32 protein-coding genes and 1 pseudogene are annotated in these 26,783 nt (G+C 38.7%); 15 read left to right on the forward strand and 18 right to left on the reverse strand.

Annotation, left to right across the window (positions count from 1 at the left end):
- The 6 genes and pseudogenes from N3F66_05735 to N3F66_05760 all read left to right on the forward strand — a co-directional run.
- Positions 1 to 607 (forward strand): MBL fold metallo-hydrolase (locus N3F66_05735; GenBank protein MCX8123650.1); only part of this gene is annotated, 607 nt, incomplete at its 5' end.
- A 64-nt stretch (positions 608 to 671) separates the two neighbouring features.
- Positions 672 to 1,070, forward strand: a complete 399-nt coding sequence (yidD, locus tag N3F66_05740; protein ID MCX8123651.1) for a membrane protein insertion efficiency factor YidD — start codon at positions 672 to 674, stop codon at positions 1,068 to 1,070.
- A gap of 5 nt (positions 1,071 to 1,075) precedes the next feature.
- Positions 1,076 to 1,894 (forward strand): hypothetical protein, encoded by an 819-nt coding sequence (locus tag N3F66_05745; protein ID MCX8123652.1) that lies wholly within the window; start codon positions 1,076 to 1,078, stop codon positions 1,892 to 1,894.
- A complete protein-coding gene (locus N3F66_05750; protein ID MCX8123653.1) occupies positions 1,891 to 2,733 on the forward strand; it encodes a hypothetical protein in 843 nt (280 codons plus the stop codon). Before N3F66_05745 ends, N3F66_05750 begins: the two co-directional genes overlap by 4 nt.
- 381 nt (positions 2,734 to 3,114) lie before the next feature.
- A pseudogene (locus tag N3F66_05755) lies at positions 3,115 to 3,437 on the forward strand (type II toxin-antitoxin system PemK/MazF family toxin).
- 20 nt (positions 3,438 to 3,457) lie between these two features.
- On the forward strand, positions 3,458 to 4,057 hold the full coding sequence (locus N3F66_05760) for a hypothetical protein (protein MCX8123654.1): 600 nt from the start codon (positions 3,458 to 3,460) through the stop codon (positions 4,055 to 4,057).
- On the opposite strand, the gene N3F66_05765 is transcribed toward N3F66_05760, so the two are convergent.
- Complete coding sequence (locus N3F66_05765) at positions 4,054 to 4,518, reverse strand: hypothetical protein (protein ID MCX8123655.1); 465 nt, start codon at positions 4,516 to 4,518, stop codon at positions 4,054 to 4,056. The genes N3F66_05760 and N3F66_05765 overlap by 4 nt on opposite strands.
- Entirely contained in the window at positions 4,493 to 5,092 is a 600-nt protein-coding gene (locus N3F66_05770) for an LON peptidase substrate-binding domain-containing protein (GenBank protein ID MCX8123656.1), read from the reverse strand. The genes N3F66_05765 and N3F66_05770 overlap by 26 nt, the downstream gene beginning before the upstream one ends.
- Before the next feature lie 189 nt (positions 5,093 to 5,281).
- Here N3F66_05770 and N3F66_05775 point away from each other — a divergent pair, with 189 nt between their 5' ends.
- Complete coding sequence (locus tag N3F66_05775) at positions 5,282 to 5,596, forward strand: PilZ domain-containing protein (protein ID MCX8123657.1); 315 nt, start codon at positions 5,282 to 5,284, stop codon at positions 5,594 to 5,596.
- On the opposite strand, the gene N3F66_05780 is transcribed toward N3F66_05775, so the two are convergent.
- Positions 5,588 to 8,326, reverse strand: coding sequence for an SNF2-related protein (locus N3F66_05780; protein ID MCX8123658.1), 2,739 nt, complete (start codon positions 8,324 to 8,326; stop codon positions 5,588 to 5,590). The genes N3F66_05775 and N3F66_05780 overlap by 9 nt on opposite strands.
- 357 nt (positions 8,327 to 8,683) lie before the next feature.
- Complete coding sequence (locus N3F66_05785) at positions 8,684 to 11,689, reverse strand: tetratricopeptide repeat protein (protein ID MCX8123659.1); 3,006 nt, start codon at positions 11,687 to 11,689, stop codon at positions 8,684 to 8,686.
- A gap of 207 nt (positions 11,690 to 11,896) precedes the next feature.
- On the opposite strand from N3F66_05785, the gene N3F66_05790 reads away from it, so the two are divergent.
- Entirely contained in the window at positions 11,897 to 12,628 is a 732-nt protein-coding gene (locus tag N3F66_05790; GenBank protein ID MCX8123660.1) for a glycogen-binding domain-containing protein, read from the forward strand.
- A gap of 33 nt (positions 12,629 to 12,661) precedes the next feature.
- Here the strand turns inward: N3F66_05790 and N3F66_05795 are convergent, their stop codons facing one another.
- The 6 genes from N3F66_05795 to N3F66_05820 form a co-directional block, all read right to left on the reverse strand.
- Entirely contained in the window at positions 12,662 to 12,832 is a 171-nt protein-coding gene (locus tag N3F66_05795) for a hypothetical protein (protein ID MCX8123661.1), read from the reverse strand.
- Between the two features lie 198 nt (positions 12,833 to 13,030).
- Positions 13,031 to 13,900, reverse strand: a complete 870-nt coding sequence (locus N3F66_05800) for a hypothetical protein (protein ID MCX8123662.1) — start codon at positions 13,898 to 13,900, stop codon at positions 13,031 to 13,033.
- Positions 13,893 to 14,504, reverse strand: coding sequence for a hypothetical protein (locus N3F66_05805; protein MCX8123663.1), 612 nt, complete (start codon positions 14,502 to 14,504; stop codon positions 13,893 to 13,895). The genes N3F66_05800 and N3F66_05805 overlap by 8 nt, the downstream gene beginning before the upstream one ends.
- 254 nt (positions 14,505 to 14,758) lie before the next feature.
- Entirely contained in the window at positions 14,759 to 14,974 is a 216-nt protein-coding gene (locus N3F66_05810) for a hypothetical protein (protein MCX8123664.1), read from the reverse strand.
- A gap of 486 nt (positions 14,975 to 15,460) precedes the next feature.
- Positions 15,461 to 16,105 carry an endonuclease gene (locus tag N3F66_05815; protein MCX8123665.1) on the reverse strand — a complete coding sequence of 215 codons (645 nt, stop codon included), beginning with the start codon at positions 16,103 to 16,105 and terminating at the stop codon, positions 15,461 to 15,463.
- A 3-nt stretch (positions 16,106 to 16,108) separates the two neighbouring features.
- Positions 16,109 to 16,615, reverse strand: coding sequence for an Lrp/AsnC family transcriptional regulator (locus tag N3F66_05820; protein ID MCX8123666.1), 507 nt, complete (start codon positions 16,613 to 16,615; stop codon positions 16,109 to 16,111).
- A gap of 379 nt (positions 16,616 to 16,994) precedes the next feature.
- Between N3F66_05820 and N3F66_05825 the strand changes: the two genes are divergently transcribed.
- The 3 genes from N3F66_05825 (at position 16,995) to N3F66_05835 (ending at position 18,443) form a co-directional block, all read left to right on the forward strand.
- Positions 16,995 to 17,774, forward strand: coding sequence for an N-formylglutamate amidohydrolase (locus N3F66_05825; protein ID MCX8123667.1), 780 nt, complete (start codon positions 16,995 to 16,997; stop codon positions 17,772 to 17,774).
- Between the two features lie 79 nt (positions 17,775 to 17,853).
- A complete protein-coding gene (locus N3F66_05830) occupies positions 17,854 to 18,084 on the forward strand; it encodes a hypothetical protein (GenBank protein MCX8123668.1) in 231 nt (76 codons plus the stop codon).
- Positions 18,075 to 18,443, forward strand: coding sequence for a type II toxin-antitoxin system VapC family toxin (locus N3F66_05835; GenBank protein MCX8123669.1), 369 nt, complete (start codon positions 18,075 to 18,077; stop codon positions 18,441 to 18,443). Before N3F66_05830 ends, N3F66_05835 begins: the two co-directional genes overlap by 10 nt.
- Before the next feature lie 102 nt (positions 18,444 to 18,545).
- On the opposite strand, the gene trxB is transcribed toward N3F66_05835, so the two are convergent.
- Positions 18,546 to 19,463 carry a thioredoxin-disulfide reductase gene (gene trxB, locus N3F66_05840; GenBank protein MCX8123670.1) on the reverse strand — a complete coding sequence of 306 codons (918 nt, stop codon included), beginning with the start codon at positions 19,461 to 19,463 and terminating at the stop codon, positions 18,546 to 18,548.
- A gap of 498 nt (positions 19,464 to 19,961) precedes the next feature.
- On the opposite strand from trxB, the gene icd reads away from it, so the two are divergent.
- The 3 genes from icd to N3F66_05855 are packed head-to-tail and all read left to right on the forward strand — an operon-like array spanning position 19,962 to position 21,873.
- Complete coding sequence (gene icd / locus N3F66_05845; GenBank protein MCX8123671.1) at positions 19,962 to 21,173, forward strand: isocitrate dehydrogenase (NADP(+)); 1,212 nt, start codon at positions 19,962 to 19,964, stop codon at positions 21,171 to 21,173.
- 26 nt (positions 21,174 to 21,199) lie between these two features.
- Positions 21,200 to 21,667, forward strand: coding sequence for a 4Fe-4S dicluster domain-containing protein (locus tag N3F66_05850; protein MCX8123672.1), 468 nt, complete (start codon positions 21,200 to 21,202; stop codon positions 21,665 to 21,667).
- Entirely contained in the window at positions 21,661 to 21,873 is a 213-nt protein-coding gene (locus N3F66_05855; GenBank protein MCX8123673.1) for a nitroreductase family protein, read from the forward strand. The genes N3F66_05850 and N3F66_05855 overlap by 7 nt, the downstream gene beginning before the upstream one ends.
- Positions 21,874 to 21,876: 3 nt before the next feature.
- Here N3F66_05855 and N3F66_05860 read toward each other — a convergent pair whose 3' ends face one another.
- The 6 genes from N3F66_05860 to N3F66_05885 form a co-directional block, all read right to left on the reverse strand.
- Positions 21,877 to 22,080 (reverse strand): hypothetical protein, encoded by a 204-nt coding sequence (locus N3F66_05860; protein ID MCX8123674.1) that lies wholly within the window; start codon positions 22,078 to 22,080, stop codon positions 21,877 to 21,879.
- 114 nt (positions 22,081 to 22,194) lie between these two features.
- The gene (locus N3F66_05865; protein ID MCX8123675.1) at positions 22,195 to 22,569 is read right to left on the reverse strand and encodes a PIN domain-containing protein; all 375 of its coding nucleotides are present in this window, start codon (positions 22,567 to 22,569) and stop codon (positions 22,195 to 22,197) included.
- The gene (locus tag N3F66_05870) at positions 22,559 to 22,792 is read right to left on the reverse strand and encodes a hypothetical protein (protein ID MCX8123676.1); all 234 of its coding nucleotides are present in this window, start codon (positions 22,790 to 22,792) and stop codon (positions 22,559 to 22,561) included. The genes N3F66_05865 and N3F66_05870 overlap by 11 nt, the downstream gene beginning before the upstream one ends.
- A gap of 95 nt (positions 22,793 to 22,887) precedes the next feature.
- A complete protein-coding gene (locus N3F66_05875) occupies positions 22,888 to 24,456 on the reverse strand; it encodes an FGGY-family carbohydrate kinase (protein MCX8123677.1) in 1,569 nt (522 codons plus the stop codon).
- Between the two features lie 185 nt (positions 24,457 to 24,641).
- On the reverse strand, positions 24,642 to 24,983 hold the full coding sequence (locus N3F66_05880) for a HEPN domain-containing protein (GenBank protein MCX8123678.1): 342 nt from the start codon (positions 24,981 to 24,983) through the stop codon (positions 24,642 to 24,644).
- Entirely contained in the window at positions 24,959 to 25,297 is a 339-nt protein-coding gene (locus N3F66_05885) for a nucleotidyltransferase domain-containing protein (protein MCX8123679.1), read from the reverse strand. The genes N3F66_05880 and N3F66_05885 overlap by 25 nt, the downstream gene beginning before the upstream one ends.
- A gap of 178 nt (positions 25,298 to 25,475) precedes the next feature.
- On the opposite strand from N3F66_05885, the gene N3F66_05890 reads away from it, so the two are divergent.
- Complete coding sequence (locus tag N3F66_05890; GenBank protein MCX8123680.1) at positions 25,476 to 26,219, forward strand: dihydroorotate dehydrogenase electron transfer subunit; 744 nt, start codon at positions 25,476 to 25,478, stop codon at positions 26,217 to 26,219.
- On the opposite strand, the gene N3F66_05895 is transcribed toward N3F66_05890, so the two are convergent.
- Positions 26,220 to 26,783 (reverse strand): isochorismatase family protein, encoded by a 564-nt coding sequence (locus N3F66_05895; protein ID MCX8123681.1) that lies wholly within the window; start codon positions 26,781 to 26,783, stop codon positions 26,220 to 26,222. It lies immediately after the preceding gene.

Genomic DNA, 26,783 nt, shown 5'->3' on the forward strand with positions numbered 1-26,783 from the left:
GCTTCTTGTTACTGCCATGGATGTGTTTTGCTATCTTTTAGTGTGCCCAACAACAAAAGAAGCAGTCCTGATTGACCCCGCTGGTGATTACGATGACATCATGCAGGCAATACAGCACCATAATGCCAGCGTAAAGTACATCATTAATACTCATGGTCACTTTGACCACACATCAGGTAATAGTAAAATGATTGAACTCACTAAAGCACAGCTTCTGATTCACGAAGCTGATGTGCAACAGTTAACCGGAATTGCCAACCGCCTCATGGCACGCTTCAACAAAGGAAGTGCATCTCCAAAACCCATGCAAACATTGCGCGATGGCGATATAATAAAATTTGGCAATGAATCACTTGAAGTAATCCATACGCCAGGACACACACCTGGCAGCATAAGCCTGTACACACCAGGCCATGTTTTCACCGGCGACACCCTTTTTACCGAAGGCATGGGGCGAACTGATTTACCCGGCGGTTCATATAAGCAAATAATGGAATCAATTTACCGGATACTATCGCTACCTGATGACACTATTATATGGCCAGGGCATCACTACGGGCGCTTTCCAAAAAGCACCGTAGCCGAGCAAAAGCGATATTACATGTAATTATGATGCTAATTCATAAAAAAGTTAATGAATGATGTGTAAAATATTTTTTAGGAGAGGCAGTGTGCATAAAAAAATTATCTTTAATTGGCAACTGTTAGTAAAAATATTTTTGATTATAGTGTGCATAATCACTTCAAGTTTGGTGTATGCTGATTTCCCACCATGGGATGCAGATGTTGTTATCCCCGCTGAAACAAAAAGGCAAAAGCAAACCGCACCACATGTACACAACGCTGCGCAGGCTATTGGCTATTTTTTTATTCGTATGTTTCAGGTGATTGTTTCACCTCAGGATGGGCCAAACTGCCGCTTTCAGCCAACCTGCAGCGAATATGGCAGACAAGCAGTTATGCGCTATGGCTTTATTGTAGGGGGATTTTTAGCAGGTGAGCGCCTTATCCGGTGTAACCCCTACTCAATGCCGGGACATGACCCGCTACCACAACGAATATCCGAGTAACCCACATGTGTGTTGTACCACTTATCATGGCACTGTTGTTTCAGACAGTTGCTCAAACACCCCTTCAAAAGTATATCGCTCAGCTTTATAAAAATAATGAATACTACCAGTGTATTGCCGAACTTCGCCGATACAGCATGATGGCAGGCCAGGATATGGATTACAGCATTGCCTACTGTTACTATAAGGGCAACAGGCTAGCTGAGGCAGCCCACATATTACACAAAAGTCCAAATAAGCAAACCCGGCACTACCTTCTTCTTGCACACATCTATACTTCATTACAGCAATATAATGATGCACTGCAAATGTTAGCGTTATGCGATAGCTTTGGCCATCCACCGCAGCAAATGCTTGTATATAAAAATATGCTAGCAGTGCATGTTGCTCGCTACGATTGGGATGCCGCACTTTCGTTTTACACCTCTCACAGCGATGAGTTGAAAGAAATGCAAGAAATGTTTACTGTATTAAATAACGCCAAACGTGATGCAAAAAGCCCTTACCTTGCTGCAGGCCTGTCTGCAATCCTGCCTGGCACAGGTCACTGCTATGCACAGCATTGCTCCGACGGGCTTATAAGCTTTGTTACGGTTGCAGTGCTTGCAGGAGCAACATATATCTCGCATGCAAAAGGAAATGATGCTCTCATGTATACATTTGGAGCACTGGCTGTAATTGGTTATGGTGGAAATGTGTATTCAGCATATACCAGCGCCCTGCACTACAATGAGCTTCTATACAGTAACTATCGCACAAAAATATATAATGAATTTTTACAGTACAACCCTGAACAATTTTTACCGCAATGGATGACACAGTGAAAAAATTTTTTATCATATTATGTGTGTGCATGATATGCACACACGTGAACGCTGACCCTCTGTTAGAGCTGGCGGCAACACATCTTTACAATAAAGAATACTACCATGCCATTACCGAGTGCATGCGTTATCAATACTGCTACCCTGATGGAAGCGAATATCCACGTAGCATGCTCATAATGGCACGCGCATATTTTCTTGGCGGCAACTACTACCGCGCAACTGATATTGCTTACGAGTGCTATCAGAAATATGCAGGCACACTGTGGGGAGAACAGGCATTGTACAATTTGGCCACCATGCGGCTACTTGACGGATCTGCATTTTTTGCATACCGCAATTTTCAGGAATATTTTACGTTGTACCCACAGGGAAAACTAAACCAGCAGGCCAGGCTTAATTTTATTTACACTCAGGTGGTGCTCAATTATTATGATGATGCAAAAAAAGATCTTGATGCTTTTCTTACACACACTAACGATAAGGATTTGCGTGATGAAGCTGAAAAGTTTAAAATTGCATTTGACAACTTTAACGCACGCCAAAAAAAATCGGTGTGGGTTTCGTTAGGGGGTTCGTTGGTGGTACCTGGTTTTGGGCATTTTTATACAGGCAAAATTTCCACCGGGCTTTTATCGCTTGCATCAACAGTTAGCTTTGCTGCTCTTGCATACCGTGGATACATGCATGACAATAATTTCCAGCTTGTCTTTTTTGCTCTGGCGGGGTTTACTTTTTATCAGTATTCGCTGGTGAGTGCTGTTATCAATGTGTATGAGTATAACAGCGATGCATCATTTAAAGAAGCTATAAAATTATCAGTAATGAAGCGGTTTTAGAAAGATATTTAGCAACATGTTTCTTTAAACATTTGTTATTGCGCGTCCCATGTATCATATAGAAATATTTTGCTTGCTAAAACTATTTTATGGAATTACATTGCAATTACGATTATTAAGGACAACCACTATGAGAACTAAAATAATAACAATTGGCAATGCAAAAGGTATTCGTATCCTTAACACTATTTTTAAAGTAGTGTGCAACCCTTCAACAGTGAATATGCTGTTTTAAGAAAAAGAAAAAAATAATAGTAAAAGTAAAGCCCGCTAAAAAAACATGAAGGATGGGACAAAACAGTTCAAACAAATGCATAAAAAAATCACGATGTTTTATTAATTGATGATTCCATGGACATCCCTGATTTTGAATGGTAAACGATGATAATAAAACAATACCATCTATATTTAATAAACCTTGACACAACGATTGGCCATGAAATAAAGAAAACAAAGCCATGTATTGCAATCTCACCCAATAAAATGAACAACACCATTAGTACCATCATTATTGCACCTATGGCCACTAAATCACACAGCTATCCAACCAGAGTTAAACTTAAATTTCAGAACAAAACAGGATACATGGTACTTGATCAAATCAGGATTATTGACAAAAAAGAATTGTTAAGGAATTATGGATTGTGAATAAAGGCATTATCAAAAAGATTAAATCTGTTTTGCAAAAGATGCTTATAGAATAAAATATTGACAATCAAGATCCATGGAACAGGAAAAGAAAATAAAAGATATTGAATCGCTGCTCAAAGAGCGACGCCCGCTTGAGGATATTGCACAGGATATTCTAGATGGCGCCTTTGGTGAGCTTGATATGGAGCGAAAAGACTCTTTAGACCGCTTCCTTGATTTTGTGTATACTAAAGTACAGCGAGGGAATCCATACATACTGCATCTTGCCTATCCCACAAAACGAATGGCTGATTCAGAGTTAGAGGCAAAAGTGAAAGAGTTAATCAACCAACACCTGTATCCTGATATTATTTTGCCCCTGCTTAAATTTTTTACCCGCAATGTCCATAACTCTGATACCAATCTTTACATAGCATACCTCATTGAAAACGAAAACATTATCAAAGCTATTTTTGATACATTTGTGCTGTTTAAAAAGGACATATTTGAAACCGACAGGGAAAAGCGCACACAGAATGTACGAAGAATGCAGCAGTTTCTAGCACGTATTGAAACCATTTCAGCATCACCGCTTGATGCTGCAGCTCGTTTAAAATTTATCCTGGAATTTTTAGCGTTGAAACAAAATGTCAGCCACATTTACACACTGAACGATGTGAAGCTTGCCAATTAAAAGCCAAATTTTGGAAGGCGCTCTACTACTGTTTCCTTATCTAGTTCCATCTCACGCACATATATATTTTTATAACGCTTTGAATTCTGATAATTGGATATGTCGTTAAGCTCTGGTTCATAATTCTGGATAAGCCACCACAATATATCCTGTACATCAAAGGGGTTGGTATCAACTGCTGTATATTTATACCACAATTCCCTGCCTTCCATTGCTTTTGCCAAGTCAGGATGTCGTGTAAAAATTGGATCAAGTAAATTTTTAAGTCCAAGCCTCATTCCATCTCGCCAGCAACTGTAAAACAACACATAATGATATGTGTCTTCATTAAGCTTTTCCATAATGGCAACAATGCCAGCAAGCTCTGGAATTATTTTTGTTATTGAATACTTGTCAAACTTATACACTGGTGACCATGCAATGGTATACAACACATCATCCTGGTATATTTTCTTTTTCATGTATTTCGCTCTCCCTTTTTCTTTTTACTCCTGCAATAAGTTCATCTAAAAGCGTTATAATCTTTGCAATACGCTGTTTCACATCAATTGTATTGAGCAATGTAATACGTTCATCATAGTCAAGTATGAAATAATTTGCAATAAAATCTGTAAGCTGCGCCCCGTCTGATATATAATTTAAAAGATGTATCAGTTTGTCCGATTCATCAACATTTATCAAAAAAATTAATTCCTGAGCTTTTTTTCTGATTTTTTCCGCCAGCTCTGTTTTTGCTGGTAGCGTTTCATCAATTTCTTCATACTGGCATTGGAACAATCCCTTCCTGCTAAGTATCTTCACACGTTTGAGCCCTTTTAACGACAGCAAATATGTTGTGTCCGATAGCTCCACTTTCATCACCTCCGCAAGCACCCCTACATTTTTAATAGAAAAATAATCGTGCACTGATTTTACAGGATATACAATAACCGTATCACCCTGCGCATAGCGTTGCGCAATCAACTTTCTTTTTATGGGCACTGTAACTCCGCAATGCGGGAATAACACCTTTCTGTATGAATAAAAGATACGCACGTGCGCTCCTGATTAGTTTTATGGTAGTAACATGTATAGCTTAAAACTGGCGGCAACATTTGCAATCATTTTATTTATGTATTGCTGTTGACGGAAACAAATCGTTTAAGCAAAAATTTTTATTGCATTTCTTTTACCCATCACTTATAATACAGCCATTGAAAATAACACAACACAAGCGAGGCAACTATGGCTGAAAAACGAAAATATACTCGTGTGTCAAAAAAATGCAAATCTATAGTTGAAAGCATGGAAGGCATTACGTTCAGCACCGCACATGATATCAGCGAAGGCGGGATGTTCATTTCAACGCCCGAACCAGTGCATCCGGGAAGCACTGTTGACATTGAGGTATACCTTTCACCTGAAGAAAGCATAACACTTAAAGGCACTGTGCGTTGGGTACGCAAGCACGAAGAGGGCAACCACAAAGCCGGCATGGGTATTCAGTTTATACCCACAAGCAGGGAAATGGAAAAGCTTAAAAAAGCATTCTTAAAATGAAGACTTTTTGCAAATCAATATTCCTACATTAATAAGTCTATAATTCCATTGTACATCTGCAAATCCAGAGTACTGCTCAAGGCGGATTTTGAATTCTTCTTCAATTTTTTTCATCATATTTTTTGTCCTAGTCATGGCACTATGCATATCTTTGCCATACCACTTCCTTTGGCACTCCTGCCATTCAAGACGTTTTTCCAAAAAATCCATCTCCTGCCGATAATGGTGCTGCAGGCTTTCAAGGTATGGATCAATATGCAAATTCATTGATTCTTTTATTTCAGTAACTATCGCCCTGACCTTTTTTTCAAGGCGTGCAAGCGATAGCTCATAGTAATACTCTATTCTATCGCAGTAGTTTTTAGCTACGTCATTTTCAACACTCACCACACAACCGTATTGACGCAGCGCTTCCTGTTCAATGTCCTCCACTATGGCCTGGTTTAAAATATCCTCTGGCAAAAATACCGGCACTATTTGCTGAACCTCTTCTTTTGCGTATAGTGTCAAAAGATAATGAAAGATCAAACCTCGTGCATCATACGGACAAATAATTTGCTTTATACCTGAAAATCCTCCAAATGCATGCTCCTTACACCGTGCAATGCCAAAATCAACAAGTGGGTGACCAAAAGCTAAAAATTCAAGAGCTTCGTTTTCAAGAGCTATCTGGCTTTTAAATGTCCCAAATTTATTAATTGGTGTGCCATGCGCAGGATTATGGCGCACAAAATACAATCCGGTTTTGGGGTTGGGATCTGATATACATTGTGCAATTGACGTATCAACTGATTTCAGTTCGTTCATAAACTGCTCAATGCGCGCATTGGTAAATTCGCGTTCCTGCATAGTGATTGTGTAATACTGATCAAAATTCATGTCAATTTTGCGAGCAACAGTAAGCTCCTGCAATTTGCTATAACTTTCCCTTGCTTTTTGAAGATGGGTATCAATGTCCTTTGATACCTTGCGCTTATTTTTTAAGCCTGCAATAAGTTCCATAAAAATTCGGTTAAAGAAGCGCTCATCAGCGATGTCACCTAAAATTACATCAGGCGTTCCTAAGGATTCTTCAAACAATTTTAACTTATGGTTAAGTACTTCCAGAACACGTTCGGCAACAGTATCCCTTGTAGCAAAATTGTAAATGATGACATTGTTGCTTTGCCCAAAGCGGTGAATGCGCCCAATGCGCTGCTCCACCTTAAGCGGCGACCACGGAAGATCATAATTTATAAGCACATTACAGAATTGCAGATTACGCCCCTCACCGCCTGCCTCAGTGCATATCAGGATTTCTGCATCATTTTTAAATGACTCAATTGCAGCTTCCTTTTCATCGCGTGACAGCGAACCATGAAACAGTACTACCTTAAAGTTTTTCAACACCTGGGCAAGATATTCCTGAGTTGTCCTAAACTGAGTAAAGATAAGAATTTTTTCATGCTTTTCGGCTTTTAATTTTTTCACAAGCTGTAGCAGTTTTTCTGCTTTTTTATTTCGTCCTACATTAATTGCCATTGCTACAAGCTTCTCAAGGGTTGCTATCTCATTCTCTAGCTCTTCACTTTCAACAGCTACAATATCATCTACATCTTCAATTGCATCATCATCCATCTCATGCCACATAAGTGCTGGCAGCGCTTTTTTCTCCTTCAGCTCTGTTAAATATTCGTGCCGTTTTTTCAATGCGCACATCAGCGCATACGACGAAGAATCCAAAAGCTTTTGAAACACCGTCATAACAAAGCCAATGGCACGATTATCAGCCTGCATTGCTTTGTTAAACTGGTCAGCAACATATTCAGTCGTTGCATCATAGAGGATGCGTTCCTCAGGATACAATTCAAAACGTATTGTTTTTGCAAGACGCCTGGTAAACCCGCCAACATCACGTTTAGTCCTCCTAATTACCACTGAGGATATTTTTTGTTTCAATGGCGCAAGGTTGGCATCCGGCACACAGTAAGTTTGCTGAAAGCTGTGCAAAGACCCTAAAAGATTTTTATCAAGAAGCGAAATGAGATAATAAAGCTCTTCTAATTTACCTCTAAACGGTGTTGCTGAAAGCAGCAGCAATGCCTTGCTATTTTTGGCAAGGATTTCAGCCACCTGGTATGATTTTGTCTGAGTGAGTGCATCACGGCGCAACCGATGGGCTTCATCAATGACAACAGTGTCCCACTGCACCTGTGACAAACTATCTACAAACTTTTTGTTCTTAATAAAATCAATTGAGCAGATAATCTTATTCAATTGCCAGGGATTGCCCCTGTGTTTATGATATATTTTTTTATCTACTATCGTAAATTCTTCATTGAATTTGCTCTGCATTTCATGCTGCCACTGGTACTGCAGGCTTGCCGGGCACACAATGCACACCCTATCATAATTGTAGCGGTACGATAGCTCCTTTATCACAAGTCCTGCTTCAATTGTCTTACCCAATCCAACTTCATCAGCTATCAAAAAACGCTTGTGCAGCGAATTGACAATTGTATAGGTGCTTTCCACCTGATGTGGCAGAATACGAGTACGCGAATTGGATAGCGACAGCATTTTATTATTGGCATACGCGCAAGAAAGAACAAAGCTTTCAGTTTTCAGCAAAAAACGGCTGTCGGGAGTAAATGAATGTTTGGCAATATATTCTAAAATTGATTTATCATTCAATGCCACGCTTTTTGTTTCATTATAATCATCTTCATAGAACAGATGAACAGTCTGCATAGAGATGTATGTTCCCCCAATAATTGGATTTCATTATCGCATTCCGATGTGCTCATCACCATCATTCCGGGCTTACCCCGGAATCTTTTGCCACCCTGTCATTCCGGGCTTGTCCCGGAATTTTTTCCCACCCTGTCATTCCGGACTTGATCCGGAATCTTTTTTGTTGTAATAGATCCTGAATCAAGTTCAGGATGACTTTCCCAACACTGTCATTTTAAGCTTTTTACGGTTATATGTATGAAAGGATTTGATGCGACATAATACATACCTCTATCATACGTACAAGCATTTTTTTAAAATAGATTTTGTTACATCATCTTGCTTCCTTGAAGAGAGGCCATATAATAATAATTATTACCGCAGTTCAGCTCTGAAGATATCAATGCTATATGGAATGTTTTCATCAAGGATAGGCATAATGGGCTGAGTCCGTGGCTTGAATCCACGTGCAAGGTTGACACGAGCAAATTCATTTTCCATACCAAGGCGTGAGGCATACTCTATAGCCTTCCAATAAGCAATGCTGCTTTTGGTTTCATTCCCCTGGATCTGATATACTGCACCTAAATTATTATATGCTGATGCCAGCGACTGGAAGATAATCAGATGTTCCTGTCGGTCAGCCCTAGGCATCCGTATCGCTTCGGCCTTACGTTCAAACACAGCAATCATCTTTAAATACTCACCCTTACTTGCCTCTAAGTTATTCATATGATAGAACGCATTGCCTATCGCAAACATAACCTGGGGATTGGTTACAATATCTTCATACAGATTAAGCCATTGCTCAAGTGCCTGCTGGTAATTCTGGTTTACATAGTATATCCGGCCCAGGTTATAGCGCACTTCAGGAGAGGAAAAGTTTTCCTGCAAGGCAAGCTCATACTTTTGCCGTGCAATATCTAAATTTGCCATTTTATCAGATTCCTCATCAAGAAGCGCTTCATCAAGCTCATCGCCAAACCTTAATGTAACCTTATCAAAGAAATAATAAAAGATATGGCCAAGGTAGGCGTATGTTTTACCTATTGATTCAGATTCGTAGTAAAAATCCTCATAGGTGAACTCTGGTGGGTACTGATATGCTGTGATAGCTGCATTTAAGTATTTATACGCTTCAACCGGTTGCTTTATTGTATAGTTGTATTCACCTAAAAGATGCAGTGCTGCAAAATAACGTTCGCCTTTTTCCTCTGCTTTTTGTTCAGCTTCTTTTAAGAGCATTTCAACAAGCTTAAGGTTCTTCTGTGCTGCAGCTAACTTAGCACTGGCAACATACAAAGGAGGATAATCCGGATCCTTTTCTTTTAATGCATCAAGCACACCACGGCATGCTGGTATTAAATTATCCTCTTCGTCCTTGAGCCGTGGTGATTGTATACCTAAATCAACACGCACATTGAACGTATCCGAACGGTTTTTGCCTAAGTAGTAATGGGCTAACTTGGCCAAAAGTGGCGACGGGATATCCGTGAGAATGTCTCGCGCACGCAGGTCCGTATGTATTGAAAGCACTTCGGGCAGATTATCTCGCTCAATAAAAAGATTAAGAAGGCCTGCATAGCCAACCCAGGAATTAGGATCTACTTTAAGAATATTCTCAAAATACTGGCGTGATTTTAAATACTGCCCCTGATACAAGTAAGCATTACCAATACCAAACAGAGCGGTGATATTTTTTGGGTCAATAGCTAACGCTCTGTTATACATCATAATTGCAAGATCAACCTGTGAAATCTCATAGGTGCCTTTGGGCGCAAATGTTTTAATGGCATCGTTTTGAATACGGGTATAATAGTTTTGCGGTATTTTGGCAAAGAAATACCCAGTATTGTTCAGTGTATCAATATCCCGATTATTAATCTGAAATGCGCGTTTTAGTTTAGTATACGAATAATCAAACTCTCTCTTTTTAAAGTATGCCCGCGCATAGGCATTATAGCCATAAAGATAATCCTTTTTATAATGCTGGTCAACGTATTCAAAAAGTTCTTCTGCCTTTTTATAATCCTTCACCTTTTTAGTGGCAGGGTCGCCCGGCTCAAGTATCAAAGCCACCCCCTTGTTGATAAGCCGTTTGGCCATAAATGGCTTATAAATATACTGATAGACAGTTACTGTTAATACAAATCCAACAAGTATTGCCGCTGCAATAATCTTTGTCTGCCGTAAAAGCCGCTGTTGTCGCTGCATCCCTTCACGGGTATATTCAGGACGCGCAGTGATGACTCTTCTTTGTGGGATTTCTTCCTCAAGGGTAAGCCGTATATTAAGCTTTTTTTCAATGAAGCGCTGAATATTGTCTTCAGGCTTTCCAGAAACAATAAGGTCGATGAGCTTTCGCGTATCTTCAGGGGATAACTGGTCCTGTAAAATTATATCTTTAATTTTCCTTCTTAGAGTTGGGTGAAGCAGGAGTAATGCTTTTTTAAGCCGCCGCAATTCTGCATCTGATATCTCAACACTTTCCTCCATTGATATGGGCTGTGTTTCCTCTTCACCTAATCCCTCAAACTCAGGTCTGAATTCTTCAACAGCACGTTCAACCTTTTCTGCTTTTCGTACTGGCTCTTCAAAGCTTTCAAGCTCATCAAATGAAGGTGTTTCAAATCGCGCTCGTGGTGGCTCTTCTTCTTTTGAAATTTCTTCAAACGCTGCCGGCTGTGGCATTTCCTCATCAATGCCTAATGCCGATAGATCCGCCTGGGGCAACTCCTCCGCCTTTATTTCTGATATCTCCGATACCTCTTCTGCCCCAATTTCAGAAAGATGTATGTCCTCATCCAAGCTTACATCACGTGGCCCACGTGGCTCTTCAGTCACAAATTCATCGGTACGGATTTCGTGAGCTTCAACAGTTTCAGGTTCAAATTTTGTAAGCTCTTCCAGTTCATCAAGTGGACTTACTTCTTTTTTTGATGGTCGTGGTGGTATTTCCTTTTCTTCAAATGCAGGTATTTCTTCTTCCAGCAACTCCTTTGGCAATTGTTCTTCAACTGCTATTTCTGTTTCTTTTGGAGCTTCTTCAAAGGTTGCTGGTTCCTCAAATTCAAACTCAGGTAATGCCTCTTCTTTACCCGACGGCGGAGCTTCCTCCGGCACTTCCTGAATCATATCAGTTATGTCAACTATCTCTTCAGGCTCTTCATACACTTCAGGCACAGCTTCTAGCTCACCTGTTTCTGACTTTTCACCTGGTGTAATGGTAAAATCATCTGCAGTAGAATCAGCCTGGATAACACTTACCTTACCGCGCATCTGAGCAATAGATGATAGTTCAGAATCAAACGAATCAACAATGCGTTTTATTTCAGCTTCTTCTTCTGGAGCCAGATTCTGTATCTCTTCGGTAACTGCCATAATGGATTCTCGCGATCTGTTATTCTCCTGTCAGATAATGTGACATAAACATACTCATCATATTCTATTTTAAAAATCAAACATATTTTTCTAATTATATATTAATATGCATTTACAGCAAAATCATATAAATATTTTCTCTATACCTATCGACATATTAATATGCAATTATAAAGCGTAAAATTTAGCACCAGGAGCTTGTGTTCCATGCCAAAATCGCTGCAATGGATTATGCTTATCATCACACTGTGTTATTTCTCTACTAACGATTATGTGCCCTCAAAAAGTGTTCCTTATTTTTCGCTGTACACTCTTTCAAAAGCTTCACCGCCCTCACCGGTAACTGTCTCACATAGTAAGCCTGGCATGCCACAAATACTCAAAGGCACACTGATAACCTACAAAAACCGAAGTGCCCACAAAGTGTATATAGCCGGTGATTTTTCATACTGGAAAAAACAACCCATGGAACGAAGCTCTCATGGAGTATGGTTTTACATAATTCCTTATGATGATGACGAGCGTATTGTGCGCTATAAATTTCTGGTTGATGGTGTTTGGATTAATGATCCTACAAACCAGGACATTGCCGATGACAATGCTGGATCATATTTTTCTATTGTTCGACAGGAAAAGCTTCCGGAAGGCACACAGGTTAGTTTCAAGATTCTTGATGAAAATATACGGCTAGTTGAATTCAGGTTGTATGCACCAAATGCATCAATCGTGGCACTTGCTGGCGATTTCAATAACTGGAATCCCGAAATTGATTTGCTAAAAAAAGATAGTTCTGGGATTTGGCGCCTTAAGAAGCGCTTGCCTAAAGGAGCATTCCGCTACAACTTTGTTGTGGATGGTACGTGGAAGCTTGATATGTACAATCCAAACACCGCATCAAACGCAGCAGGAATGCTGTGCTCAGTGATACAGTTCCCCTAAGTTACAAAATTTTGTGGCGATAGTAACCGGAAATTATAATCCTTTGATTACAGTGGCAAGTGCCAGTATAACAAAACCTATTGTTACAAGCCACCATGAGTAAGCAGACAGCACTGGAATTGCAACAAACCTGCCGATAATCCCCAGTAGACCTATTACAACAGAAATCCACCATACGATGGACCGTGGCGCATTTGTCTTCATGACAAACCTCCTTAAAAAAATATTTATATACACCAACCATGCTTACAAGGTTATTAATCGCAGCCACAAGTTATCCTGCCAGCACTATCATAAGTCAAAAACTTAAAAATGGCAATTGGATACACTGCTTTTAAAAATCACACAATAAAAACTACGCTTATAATAATCTCTAAATTTACGGAAATCAAGTCATATATTTTATCTGGGTTTACCTATAAAGCAGGGTTGTTGACCATTTACTTTAATTAAATTTGTTTGATTTGTTTTTATGTCGTAACCATAAATATTAAAGTTATACACAAAAACAATTTTATCCCCCGAAGGCGAAAACGATAGATCACTATTAAAGCTTAGTATATAAGGGAGTGTATAATCAATAGTGTTAGCTAACACTAAATTATAACAATGAATAATATTAGGATTATACCCATCAATATAAACAATCACTTCTCCATGTGGTGCAAATGTAATATCGTAACAATTAGTTATACCATATTGATTTGCATAATTTACTCCATTGACCAAGTTCATAATACCTACAATATTGCTAGCTCCCCATATATAACTTGCTTTAGCAGAGTCAGGTGAAACGCTAATGCCTATAATATAAGAATCCACTCCTGAAGCAATAAACTCTTTAATGGTAACACCACTCTTATTCATTACACCAATATAATATGTATCTGTGAATCTTCTGCCATACACAATTCCAGATCCATCAGGCATCCATGTAGGTGAAAAGTAGTTTTCGTCCTCTCCAGTGAACGTCAACCTTGTTTCATTTTTTCCATCGTTATTAATCAAATATATTTCTTCATAACCTTCTACGTTTCTTACAAATAGTATATATCTCCCACAAGCAGACCATGAAGGATTATCATCATGGCCTGAATATGTTAATTGCATTTCGTTACTCCCATCCTCATCCATAACCCACACATCACCATTGCGGATAAAACATATCTTCAGAGGCTCCTCATTCCTGACAGCATCACATCCAGTACTGCTCATACATAGCAGAAATGTCAGCAAACAGAGAATAAACGCATTCCAGTATTTCCTATTCATCAAACAACCCCTTATTAATACCTTGCAGCGTCCACTGCAGACCACAATAAATTAAACTTCCATGAATATTTTTTTCAATGTACTCTTCATCACACCATGCAAATTGATATCCTGCTCGTATAAAGAAAGATATTTTCTGGGTTATTATATACCCTAACCCTATGATTGCTTCTATACGCGGCCCAAGTGAATCATGTACTTCTGTTTGCGAAACATCCATATACGGGCCATAGTGTTTTGGCGTATATTTGCGTATATATACTGCACCACCGCCAATTCCAGCATTCATTTTAATAGGACATGTGGCAAAGGTATAGTCAAGGTACATCCCTCCTGTAACTGGGAATAAAAATATGCTGGTATTCCATGGCTTATCTGCATATTTCTGCCCATAACTTATAGATGATGAACAATACCACATTGCTTGTAAACCACTAAGCTTAAAAGGGATGTCACATGATACCCCAATGCCCAATCCCTGAACATACCCTTCTTTGCCAGCGCAAGTATTTGTATAATACGTATCAGCAAATATTAAAGCATAACCAAACGCAGGCAAAAATGTAATTATAATTATGGCGGGGATTATAGATAATATCTTCATAAAAAATTACACTTTTTCTATATATAACTTATCAATGTTACTGTTAGCAAATTGATATAATGTAATGCTAACTTTTTTCAACTATTTTTTATATTGTTTTCGTAGCAAATATGCATACTATCCAAACTACATGTTATTGAATAACACAAAATGATATGAAAACACATAACTTTACTATGAACGAAAAGTATAAAATTATTTCCATTTGAAAAAATGGTGCTGCACAACCATACTACTATTTTCTTTGCATACCTTCACGGTTCATTATTATCAGTTGATGACTTCATTGATATTGGCATCGCAATGTATTTAAACGATACAATAGATTCTATCATGGACTTTGCGTTGCAATGTAAATAATAACTAATGAAAGCCATTAGGAAATATTTTATTAATGTTAATGTTAGAGCACTTAACACAGCACCTTTGCCTTTAAATACAATGTCATCAAGACATTGATTTTCTGCCACACATAAAAAATCACAGCAAAGAGATAGTAGGTGTTATTATTTAATGAAACCAAATTTACGAAAATATTTTCTAAAAATCAGTACAGCACCAAAGATCTTTGAAGGTTTAAAAAAGCTCTCATTAAAAAAATTAGTGCGGATGCCCTTAACGTTACAAGCGCAAAATGCGATGTCATAGTCGCAATTGCAAGTATTATAGATCTCACATAATAGCAAATAATAATTTCAGACCACCAAACAATTATACAGATACATTCACAATTATGTTTTCAGCAGGGTTTAATTGATACGTCATTGGTTGATACGTTAGTAATGATGGCTCGTTTTAAAAACAGATTAGTCCATATTTATTGTGAAATTGATATTAATGAACTGTATAAAATTATTCAAACACAACTGCATGATATTTATGAATCTTTAAAGCCGTTTAAGACAATAATAAAAAGAAATGTGTAAACCTTTAAGTATAACACATACTAATAAAGCTTACAGTACCTTACCGCACACCTGCGCTATACAACATTTATCACAGTGTGGTTTTTTTGTGCACACATCCTTACCGTGTTTTACAATTAATGCATGATACTCATTATAATCCTGTACCGTGCCCTCAAAGTTTTTATGAAAGAACTCCTGTATTGCCATATAATCCTCGTTCCCCGTTAAAATCCCAAAGCGTGTGAATATTCTTTTAGTATAAGCATCTACAACAAATATTTTTCTATTAAGTGCATATAGCAATATGGAATCACACGTTTCGGGGCCTATGCGAGGGAGTGAAAGCAATTCTTTACGAAGCGTATCGGTAGGTAATCTCTGCAATGATTCAAAGCTGAAATCATATTGCTTAAACCAATGTAAAAATGCAGCAATGGCACCAGCTTTCTGATTATAGTATCCTGAAGATGTAATGTATGGAGCTATGGCCCCAGCACTTTTTTTGTAAAGCGCCTGTGGTGATAAAAGCTTGTGTTTTTTGAGATTTTCAACTGCTTTTGCAGCATTAGCCCATGAGATATTTTGAGCCAGAATTGCGCCGATAGTTACTTCAAAGCTAGTCTCTGCAGGCCACCAGTGCTGTGGACCATAGTGCGATAGTAACTGTTGATAGACTCTTTTCAGTATATGCATATACTAAAAGCTTACCGGAAGGCGTTTGCCCTCAGGCTGATCCACAAGGATGTCGCCGTCCTCCTTGTATTTTTTGAGCATAAAATGAGTGACCGTTGATTGCACGTGATCAATTGTTGCAAGCTTCTCAGCTACAAATGTTGCAACTTCTTTAAGCGATGGCCCCTCAACCTGCACCAGCAAATCATAGCCCCCCGATAAAAGATATACCGCCGTGACCTCAGGGAAGCGGTAAATGACTTCTGCAACCGAATCAAAGCCAACTCCTCGCTGCGGAGTTACCTTAACTTCAATGAGCGCCCTTACCTCATGTTGCTTTATGCGCTGCCAGTTGATATGCGTTTTATAGCGCAGGATGATTCGGTCCTTTTCAAGCTTCTTTATATATTTTGCAACTTTATCTGCACTTACATTAAGCTGCCGAGCAATATCTTCAGCTGATGTTCGTGCATCATTGGATAAAATCTCAAGGATATCTTCGCCCAATTTATCTATACTGTAAGGTTTCATTAAATGTTCCTCCGTAAATAGATTTTAACAATGATCTCCAAGATATAAAAAAATCTTTTCTCTTGTCACATATTTGAATCTATACCACAGTAAAAAAGGACTCTTTATCACTCGTACCCTTCTGCGTATATCCCTTTCAAACTTTACGAAAAGCTTTCAGCTTTCACTGTTTTACTTTGGTACAATAGCATTAACTAAACATTCACTGCAATAGTTTAAATAATATACCCACTAAGAGTAACTACTTCTTTATTTAAATCATCACATTCTCAATAAAAATACACCGCTTAGAATTAGTCAATATAATTTACTTGCATAAATAGCATAAACGTAGGCTACAATACTATAATTTATTTTTACAGCATACTGCAAACATCCTATGAAAAAGCCTTTTTGTTTCATTATACCTCATGGAGGATATAAAGTGCCAGATGAACTGGCAGACTTTTGCACGCTCAGTGAGCTTGAGTTGTTCTTTGAAGCTGATACTGCTGCTTGTGAGTGTTTTGCTCTTAAGGAAATTGGTACTGTCATTACCACACCGGTGCACCGCCTGTTTATAGATGTGGATAGGGACCCCTACAGTCTGCCACCAAAAGCACACAATGGGGTTATTAAAACAGTAACGTCACAAAAGAAACAGATTTTCCCACCTGGTATCTTCCCCGATGAGATTGCTATTGCTGCGATGATTAAACGCTATTGGTTCCCTTTCCACAGCAGAATTGAACAAGCTTGTAAAACTAGCCGATTCATCATTGTATGTCATACGATAGCACCGGTGGCCCCACCTATTGCACCTGATGCAGGAAGCCCACGCCCCATCATCACACTGGAACATGGTGCCAGCAATGGCTCGGATATCACTACCTGTGACCAAACAGCAGCATTAAAATTATTAGGGCTTTTAAAAAAGGCATTTGCTGGCGAAAAATATACCGTGACAACGCCATTTAGTATTGGTACACCTGCAAAACGTTACATTATGTATCGCTATGCAAAGCACTTGCTGCCAATTATACGGATTTCATTATCAAAGGCATTATTCTTGAATGAAAAATATTTTGACCCGCATACACTGAGTATTGACCCACAACGAATTCAGAGTATACAACAACGCCTATATGAATGCTTACATACTTTTTCAAAGTACATTTAAAGCTTCCACAATATTTATATTGACATGATTACATAAAAAAATTATTTTATTATAGAGTGCCATCAACCGGGAGGATTTAATGAAAAATATACGAATTGAAATAGATGATAGGAATTATGAACATATATTATTTTTATTGAGAAACCTTAAGATCAGAGGTCTTAAAGTAATTGAAGAAGATAAAAACAAAATGAACAAATTAACAAAAAAAACTTTAAAGAAACTTCTCACTTCAAAAAAGGTTGAAGTTTTCCAATCCATTGATGACCCTTTACAATGGCAAAGGAATCAACGAGATCAATGGCTATAAAAGTATTTGATACTAATGCAATAATCTACTTATCAAAAGGATTACTAGATATTGATAGTGTCATTGACGATACAGCAGATTATGCAATTTCAGTTATAACATATATGGAAGTTCTTGGATACGATTTTTCTTCAATTGCTGAAGAGAAATTTGTAAGGAAGCTATTGTCATATTTTCGCATTATATATATTGACAAAGAAATTTGTAATACTGTTATTAGATTGCGAAAGAAATACAAAATAAAATTACCCGATGCAATAATATGTGCAACAACTATTGTTTTTAATGCAACTTTGGTAACAAACGACTTCAGATTAAAATCAATAAAAAATTTAAAATTACAGTTACTGAATATATAACACATACGCTACATGGTTAAAATAACTTGCTCCTTCATGTTTCATACACATCATAATTCTAAATGCCCAAACTACATGAGCCACACCTTTTTGTTTAACCCCTCACCATTGCTTATGTGTAATATATTCATACGCACTGATTGATGCAGTTGCGCCATCGGCTGCTGCCATAAGCACTTGCCGATATGAACCTTCACGCAAGTCACCTGCTGCAAAAAGGCCGCTAACTGGTGTTCGCATCTGCATATCAACCTTAACTTGACCGGCTTCATTCAAGATTTCTTTTGGCAGGTATGCTGTATTTGGTGTAAAGCCAATAAATATAAACAGACCATCAACAGTAAGTTCAGACTGTTTGTTATTTTTTTTATTCAAAAGAGTAATGGTCTTTACTTTTTCATCACCATTGATCTGCGTGACCACGGTATCAAGAATAAGCTCAATCTTTGGATTTGCTTTTACTCTATCCTGCAAAATCTTTTGCCCTCTGAATTCATCACGCCGGTGAATAAGATACACCTTTGATGCAAACCGTGTTAAATACAATGCCTCTTCAAGCGCTGTGTTGCCACCACCCACCACTGCCGTCACCATATCCTTGAAAAATGCAGCATCACAGGTGGCACAATACGACACACCCCTGCCGGTAAACTCAGACTCACCCGGCACACCCAAGCGCCTTAAAGAAGCACCTGTTGCAGCAATCACTGCGCGCGCCTGCAAGCTGCTGCCATCGGTTGTAGTAATCTCAAATATATCATTAATTTTTTTGACAGACTCCACATCCTTGCTTTCAATAGTTACTCCAAGGCGGCGCGCCTGCTGCTCCATATTGCTTGCAAGCTGCCACCCTTCAACAGGCTCAACAAATCCGGGATAATTTTCTATTTCATAGGTCAGCATTACCTGCCCCCCAGGAGAAATCTTTTCCAGCACCAGCGTATCAAGCCCTGCACGCACAGCATAGATCGATGCTGCCATACCTGCAGGTCCTGCACCTATTATGATAAGTTCTTTCATAACAAAATTTCCTCCTAAAAAATATCATGGTAAACTTTTTCAGCATCTTTTTAAACTCAAAAAAAAACGTCATGCTGAAATTGTTTCAGCATCTTTTTAAACTCAAAAAAACGTCATACTGAACTTGTTCCAGCATCTTTCAAACCAAATAAAACGTCATACTGAACTTGTTTCAGCATCTTTAAACCCAAATCAAGTCTTTTCCTGTACATCAAGAGGTTCAGAATGATACTATACATTACCACTGTATTTTAGATTTTTCTAAAATACATCGAAATCATCGGATATAAATATTTTTCCTTTGACATTTAGATTATTGACAAAAATGAATGTCAAATACTTTATCTGTGCTATATTTTTTGATATTTGTCATCTCAACAAACACAGTTTACATCATCGCTTAATTTTCACTGTAAAGCAAAATAACAGGAGCTATCGCCAAATAAATGTATGGGCGATAGTTACTGATAATAAAATTTAATCTTGTAGAGTGAGGCTATGGAACAAATAATCAAATACCACCACGGAAAAATCCAAGTGCCTGATAACCCTGTTGTGCTTTTCATAGAAGGGGACGGCACCGGCCCCGATATATGGCGGGCAACCAAAATTGTACTTGATGCAGCAGTGAACAAAGCATACGGGGGCAGGCGCAGCATACAGTGGCAGGAAATCCTGGCTGGTGAAAAGGCATACAACACTACAGGAAGCTGGCTTCCAGATGAAACAATTGAAAAGATAAAAAAATACAAAGTTGCCATAAAAGGACCCCTTACCACACCAGTGGGCGGCGGTATACGGAGCATCAATGTTACACTTCGCCAGGTGCTCAAACTCTATGCCTGTGTGCGCCCTGTTCGCCACTTTGCTGGCGTACCAAGCCCGCTTAAAAATCCTGAAACAGTAGATATGGTGATATTCAGGGAAAATATGGAAGACGTGTATGCGGGCATTGAGTGGAAACAGGGAACACCTGAAGCAAAAAAAGTCATAGATTTTTTAAATAAAGAGATGGGACAGTCGTTGGGATATGATACCGGCATTGGCGTTAAACCAATTAGCATTGAAAATACTAAAAACATTGTAAGAGCAGCAATCCGTTATGCAATTGATAACAAGCGCTCAAGCGTGACAATAATGCATAAAGGCAATATCATGAAATTTACTGAAGGAGCATTCCGTGACTGGGCATATCAGACAGCAAAAGAAGAATTTGCAGAGTATATTATTACCGAAGATGAACTATGGGCACAGTACAATGGCAAAGTACCCGCAGGAAAAATCGTGATTAAAGACCGTATAGCTGATGCCCTGTTTCAGATGGTCCTTTTGCGCCCCGATGAATTTGATGTGATCGTGACTCCAAATTTAAATGGCGACTATATCTCCGATGCACTGGCAGCCCAGGTTGGTGGCCTTGGGATGGCACCCGGTGCAAATATTGGCGATGACGCTGCAGTGTTTGAAGCAACCCATGGCACTGCACCAAAGTATGCCAATCAGGATAAGGTTAATCCAGGCTCGCTCATTCTTTCAGGAGAGATGATGCTTCGCTTTATGGGCTGGAAGGAAGCTGCAGATTTAATCATCAAAGGCCTTGAGAAAACCATACAGCAAAAGCGCGTAACCTATGATTTGGAACGGCAAATGGAAGGCGCTACATTGTTAAAGTGTTCTGAATTTGGTCAGGCTGTTGCTGATAATATGTAAAACAATATATTCCAAAGGATACCATAATGGCAATTCCCACATCACGTGGTGATGCACAAACTCGCGTTTCTATTGATGCAAATAAATGCAATGGATGCGCCTTATGTGTCACAGCCTGCCCTGATAAAAATATAATTATTGCAAACAAAAAAGCTACGTTTGCACTAAATCCTTACTTCGGCTGCATTGGATGCGGACACTGTATGGCTATCTGCCCAAGAGTAGCTATTGCAGTAAGTGGCAGGGCGATAGCTCCTGAGGATGTGTTCCCAATTAAAGGTATTAACAAGGCTGCACCCTATCCACAGTTACTATCGCTTATGCAAAAACGAAGGAGCATACGCCTGTTTAAGAACACTCCTGTAAGCAAAGACATCATTAATAAAATTGTGGATGCAGCACAGACCGCACCAATGGGCATTCCACCATCTGAAGTAAATATCATTGTATGGGATAACAGGGATGATGTTTTGCTGCAACATACGCGATGTTAGCAGCTGAATCACTTGGCCTTGGCAGTTGTATGATTGGCGGCATTCATCCTTTTTTGCAGCAGGGCAGCAAGGCAAAGGCTTTCAGGGAAAAATACGGAATTAAATATAAAAGCAAGAGCGGCCTTTTTGTAATCTTTGGCTATCCAAAACTTGCATTTAAAAAAGGCATTAAACGAAGTTTTGCATCAGTGCAAAGAGCAGAGTAATTCCTATACGGGTGTTTTCCAGATATTTATAGCAGGATCATCATTGCACTTCTTGCAGAAGGCTTTGGTATTGCCATGCCCGCATCCATAGCACCAGATATCAAACACACGGCACTCTTTGCATAGCGCTTTGCCACACCCATCGCAGCGCACCACTGCTTCTTTTGCGTGGCACACCTCACACACCACACCGGAGATTGTTTCCATATTTTTCTCTATTTATTCTTAATATTTAAATAAAAACATCAATTAAATACCATTTAACAAAAGGTAATAAACCATATACAATACAAGAAAACCACATACTCTGTTATTGAAACATCAATCAAATGGATTAATTATTTTTAGTTTCAAACTTTTATAGTCCTCAACATTCCTTGTCACCAGTATCAGATTATGCACTTGCGCTGTTGATGCAATAATATTATCTGCAATTTTTATCTTTTTCCTTTTTCTATTCTTTAAAGCCTGTAATGCTATTTCTTCGGATGTGTCTATCACTTTAAAATGATTAAGAAGTTCTTTTACTGCTTTCACTTCTTTTTTGTTATAATTAAATGAAAGAACCTCTATGTATGTTAATCGTGATATACAAGATTGACTAATATATTTTTCCAAAAATTCAGAGGCAATTATTTCTCCATTTAAATGATATATTAAAATATTTGAATCAATTAAATACTTACTATCGTTCATATTCTTCCCGAATCTGCTTTTGCCATTTAACTGGGTCTATTTTATACTTTTTCAACATCCCTTTTGTTTTATTGAGTATCATTGTACAACTTGACTTGCCATATGATTCTTTAATTCCAACATCAATGGGGAACAATAGCACTTCTATGTCTTTATTTATATATTCGTTGGGAATCCTAATCGTTAAGCTCTTTTTTGTTGGTTTGACCAATATTCTAATCATAGCATTTTATATCTCCATAATATTCATCAAAAAATGATTTGCTTATTAAAATATTACCATAACAAGCTAAAAAAGAAAAGTATTTAAAATCAATATTACCTCTTCTCGGGGTAACCTGTTATTTCGCGTATGTCCTCGTACAAAGGTTTTAAATGGCTATATAATTTCTGGTACACCTTTTTATACAGCTTATCATAAATTTCCACATCCTTTGGATTGGGATAAAATACTTTTCCAACACGCGTCATTGCACCAACTGCAGTCTTAAAATCTGGATACATCTTTAATCCTACTGCAGCGTCTATTGCAGCACCCAATGCAGAAGTTTCAAAGGTATGCGGCCGCTCTGTAGGCAGATTAAAAATATCAGCAGTAAGCTGCATTGCAACATCGCTCTGTGCACCGCCTCCGGATACTCGCAGCTTTTCAATGGGTACTTTGTTTCGCTTCTGTGTTCGCTCTGCACCTTCGCGAAGTGCATAGGCCAATCCTTCAAGTATTGCACGATAGATGTGCACACGGGTGTGAACATCACCAAATCCAATTATTGCCCCCTTTGCTTCAGGTCCTGGGATCTTAACTCCTGGCGACCAGTATGGTTGTAGTGTAAGTCCCATTGAGCCAGGGGGAATTTCTTTTACTAATCTATCGAACAGTGCCTCAGGCTTTATGCCCATCTTCTTTGCCTGCAGTTCTTCCCGAGCACCAAATTCCTTCACAAACCAGCTTAACATCCAGAAACCTCTATACACCATAACCTCGGTATTGTATGCTCCCGGTACCGCACTTGGGTATGGCGGAAAGAACGGTATAATTTCAACATACTTAGTGTTGGTTGTTTCCACTGTTGCAGTGGTGCCGTAGCTTAAGCAGGCAATATTTGGTGTAAGGCATCCTGACCCAAGCACTTCACAGGCTTTATCAGCAGCACCTGCAATGAGTGGCAATCCCTGAGGTATTCCCGTTTCACTGGCAGCTTTTTTTGTTATGTAACCTAACACCTCAGTGGGTTTAACCAAGCGCACCAGCGTATCTTTGCTCATAGGAAACAGGCGCCACTTCAAATCAGAAGAAGGTGCCCAGTCCTGAGTTTTGTAATCAAATGGGATAAAGCCCACCTGACATCCTACTGAATCAACAAAATCACCAGTTAATCGATATGTAAAAAACCCTGAAAGAAATAAAAATTTATATGTTTTTTCCCATATTTCGGGCTGATACTGACGTATCCAGTTTGCTTCAGATTCTGTAATAAAATACTCAACTGCTTCAAGCATATTTACTACTTTCAGGCCTGCTTTTATATACCAGGGCAGCTTTACGATCGATTTATCCGCACGGCGCTGATCAAGCCACACAATGGCAGGGCGCAATGGCTTGCCGTTTTTATCTACATTAATAACGGTATCGCGCTGCGTTGTCAGGGTTACACCACGGATAGCGTCTTTTTTTACTTTCCCTTTTGCTAACAGCTTTTTTGTGGTTGTGCACAATGTTCTCCAGTAATACTCGGGGTCCTGCTCGGCCCAGCCGGGATAATTACTGAAATACGGCTCAATAGGGGTTTTTACTATATCAACAACATTACCCTGCAAATTAAATACTATGGCACGAATGGATTGAGTACCTGCATCAATTGATAATATTAGTTCATTTTTAGGCATATAGCTCACCTGTTTTAATAATAGAGTTTTTTGCCTTTGTACAACAGGGGTGCAGTATAAATCAATATAAAAAAATATTGCAATTTATTTTTCAATACCCTGTAACCTTCTTCCATTAAGGAAGATATGGATTGCCAATGCCCATCTTCTAAAAATTGATGCAACTTATCAACTATTGATACAATCTACTGCCAATAAGTGATTACATCATCTCTATCAAACATCACAAACCCCTTATAATCAGCATCTTTTTTTCGTATATACAGGTTTGTGAGATAATTATACACATCTTTTTTTATTGTACCAGGCTTGATAAAATGCTGGGCTAGCAACACCTGTATTCCTTCATGTGAAACCGGAAAATATCCTCGTGTTGCAAGCACATATCGCACTAGTGACTCAGCAACATAGAATAATGCTGTAACACATTCTCTGTAATTGTTGGCTTTGTAATTACTTATAAAGCTTATAAATTTGCTTTTAATGAGATTAAAAATATCATCTAATCCCTGCGTTGTCTCAACCATACGATATCACCTTCCAGGATTTCTTTGCCTATTGCCACCGTATGCAGGCCATTTGTATCTATAACAAGGAAATGCAAAAGTATCTCAGGTGAAACATCTATATTCCATTGCTCAATAATTTTCTCAAGTTTTTTAACATCTGATGTTTGTTCTACAACAATTGCTACATCTACATCACTGTATTCATTGCTTTGCCCTTTGCTTCGTGAGCCATATACAATAACACTTGTCACTTGATTAAAACTACTGATATACTCAACAAAGCTTGAAATTAATTGCTCCTCGTAAGGTGTTAATTTTTTGCTTCTTATCATTTATAATCCTTTACTATCTAGCATAATAATTGTGTTGTAGTGTACACAAAGTCAAGACATTTAATGGAATTGATTTTTATTTGTGTAAAAATAATATTATAACAGTACCATCTTTAAAAAAATAGTATTGCACAAATTGCTTATGCTATAGTGTAGTGTAGATTACACGAGGTGCACAATGTTTACACTCATTGAATCAAAACCAGTGGCATATAACCATTATCTGCTCACACTGCAAACAGACTGCCTTACAAGTACTCCTGGACAATTTATCAACATCAAGGTGAACACAGCTACAGACCCGCTGATACGGCGTCCATTTTCAATCTTTGACCAAACCGGCAACACATTGCAGATTGTAGTGCGTGTAGTTGGCAGAGGTACACAGCAAATTGTAAACCTTCAGCCTGGATTAATAGATTGCATTGGTCCTTTTGGCAAAGGGTTTTCAATAGTTAAAGGTAAAAAGGCGCTTTTAGTAGGTGGCGGTGTGGGAAATGCTCCATTGTATTATTTAGCAAAAATGCTTGCTGCAGTACATACGCAGGTTACATATATCTGGGGAGCTCGCTCTGAGTCTGACATTTTTATGTTAGACAGTTACAAAGAGCTATCGCACACCTGCATTGTAACCACAGATGATGGCACCTACGGCATCAAGGGTAATCCCGTTGAAGCAGCAAAAGACATCGTAAGCAAAACTGCATTTGACATTGTGTACACCTGCGGTCCCGAAATCATGATGAAACGCCTTTCACATGAGCTATCGCACTTGCCTATTGAAGCTTCGCTAGAACGTTACTTTGGCTGTGGCATTGGCCTGTGCTTTGGATGCGCAGTGGCAACTAAAGAAGGCTATAAGCGTGCCTGTGTTGACGGCCCAGTGTTTGACGCACACTCCGTGCTATGGGATGCACCATAATTATTTAAACAGGGGCGATAGTTTCTTGAAAATTTCAGTACCTGCCCTTTCTAAAATCATAAACGAAATTGTTTCCGTAGGATATACTATTGCACCTGCTTGCCTCAGTGCATGGATTGCCATTTCCCATTCATGCGTGCGGCGTGAACACACAGCATCTGATGCGATGATGACATTGTAATTATTTTTAAGCAGTGACAGCGCAGTAGTCAGCACACAGATGTGGGTTTCTATTCCACATAAAATGATATTGCTGCGCTTTATCCTTGCAACCTGCTCACGGATGGTATCGTCCTTCATGCAGTCAAATGCTAACTTATCATACGCTACCACACCTTCAAGCCTATCCATCAACTCTTTTATGGTAGGACCTAGTCCCTTGCGGTATTGCTCGGTTAGCACTATTGGCAAGCTGTACTGCTTTGCAAGTTCAATAAGAATGCCTACATTTTTAGCTACTTTCTTGCGCATCTCATATTCCATTGAGTTAAACAAGCTGTCCTGCACATCAATGATAAACAGTGCAGTGTCATCAGGTGTAATATAAAATTTTTGAATATCCAT

It is taken from the genome of Spirochaetota bacterium (assembly GCA_026414805.1).
In the GTDB taxonomy this organism is placed as follows: Bacteria; Spirochaetota; UBA4802; order UBA4802; family UB4802; genus UBA4802.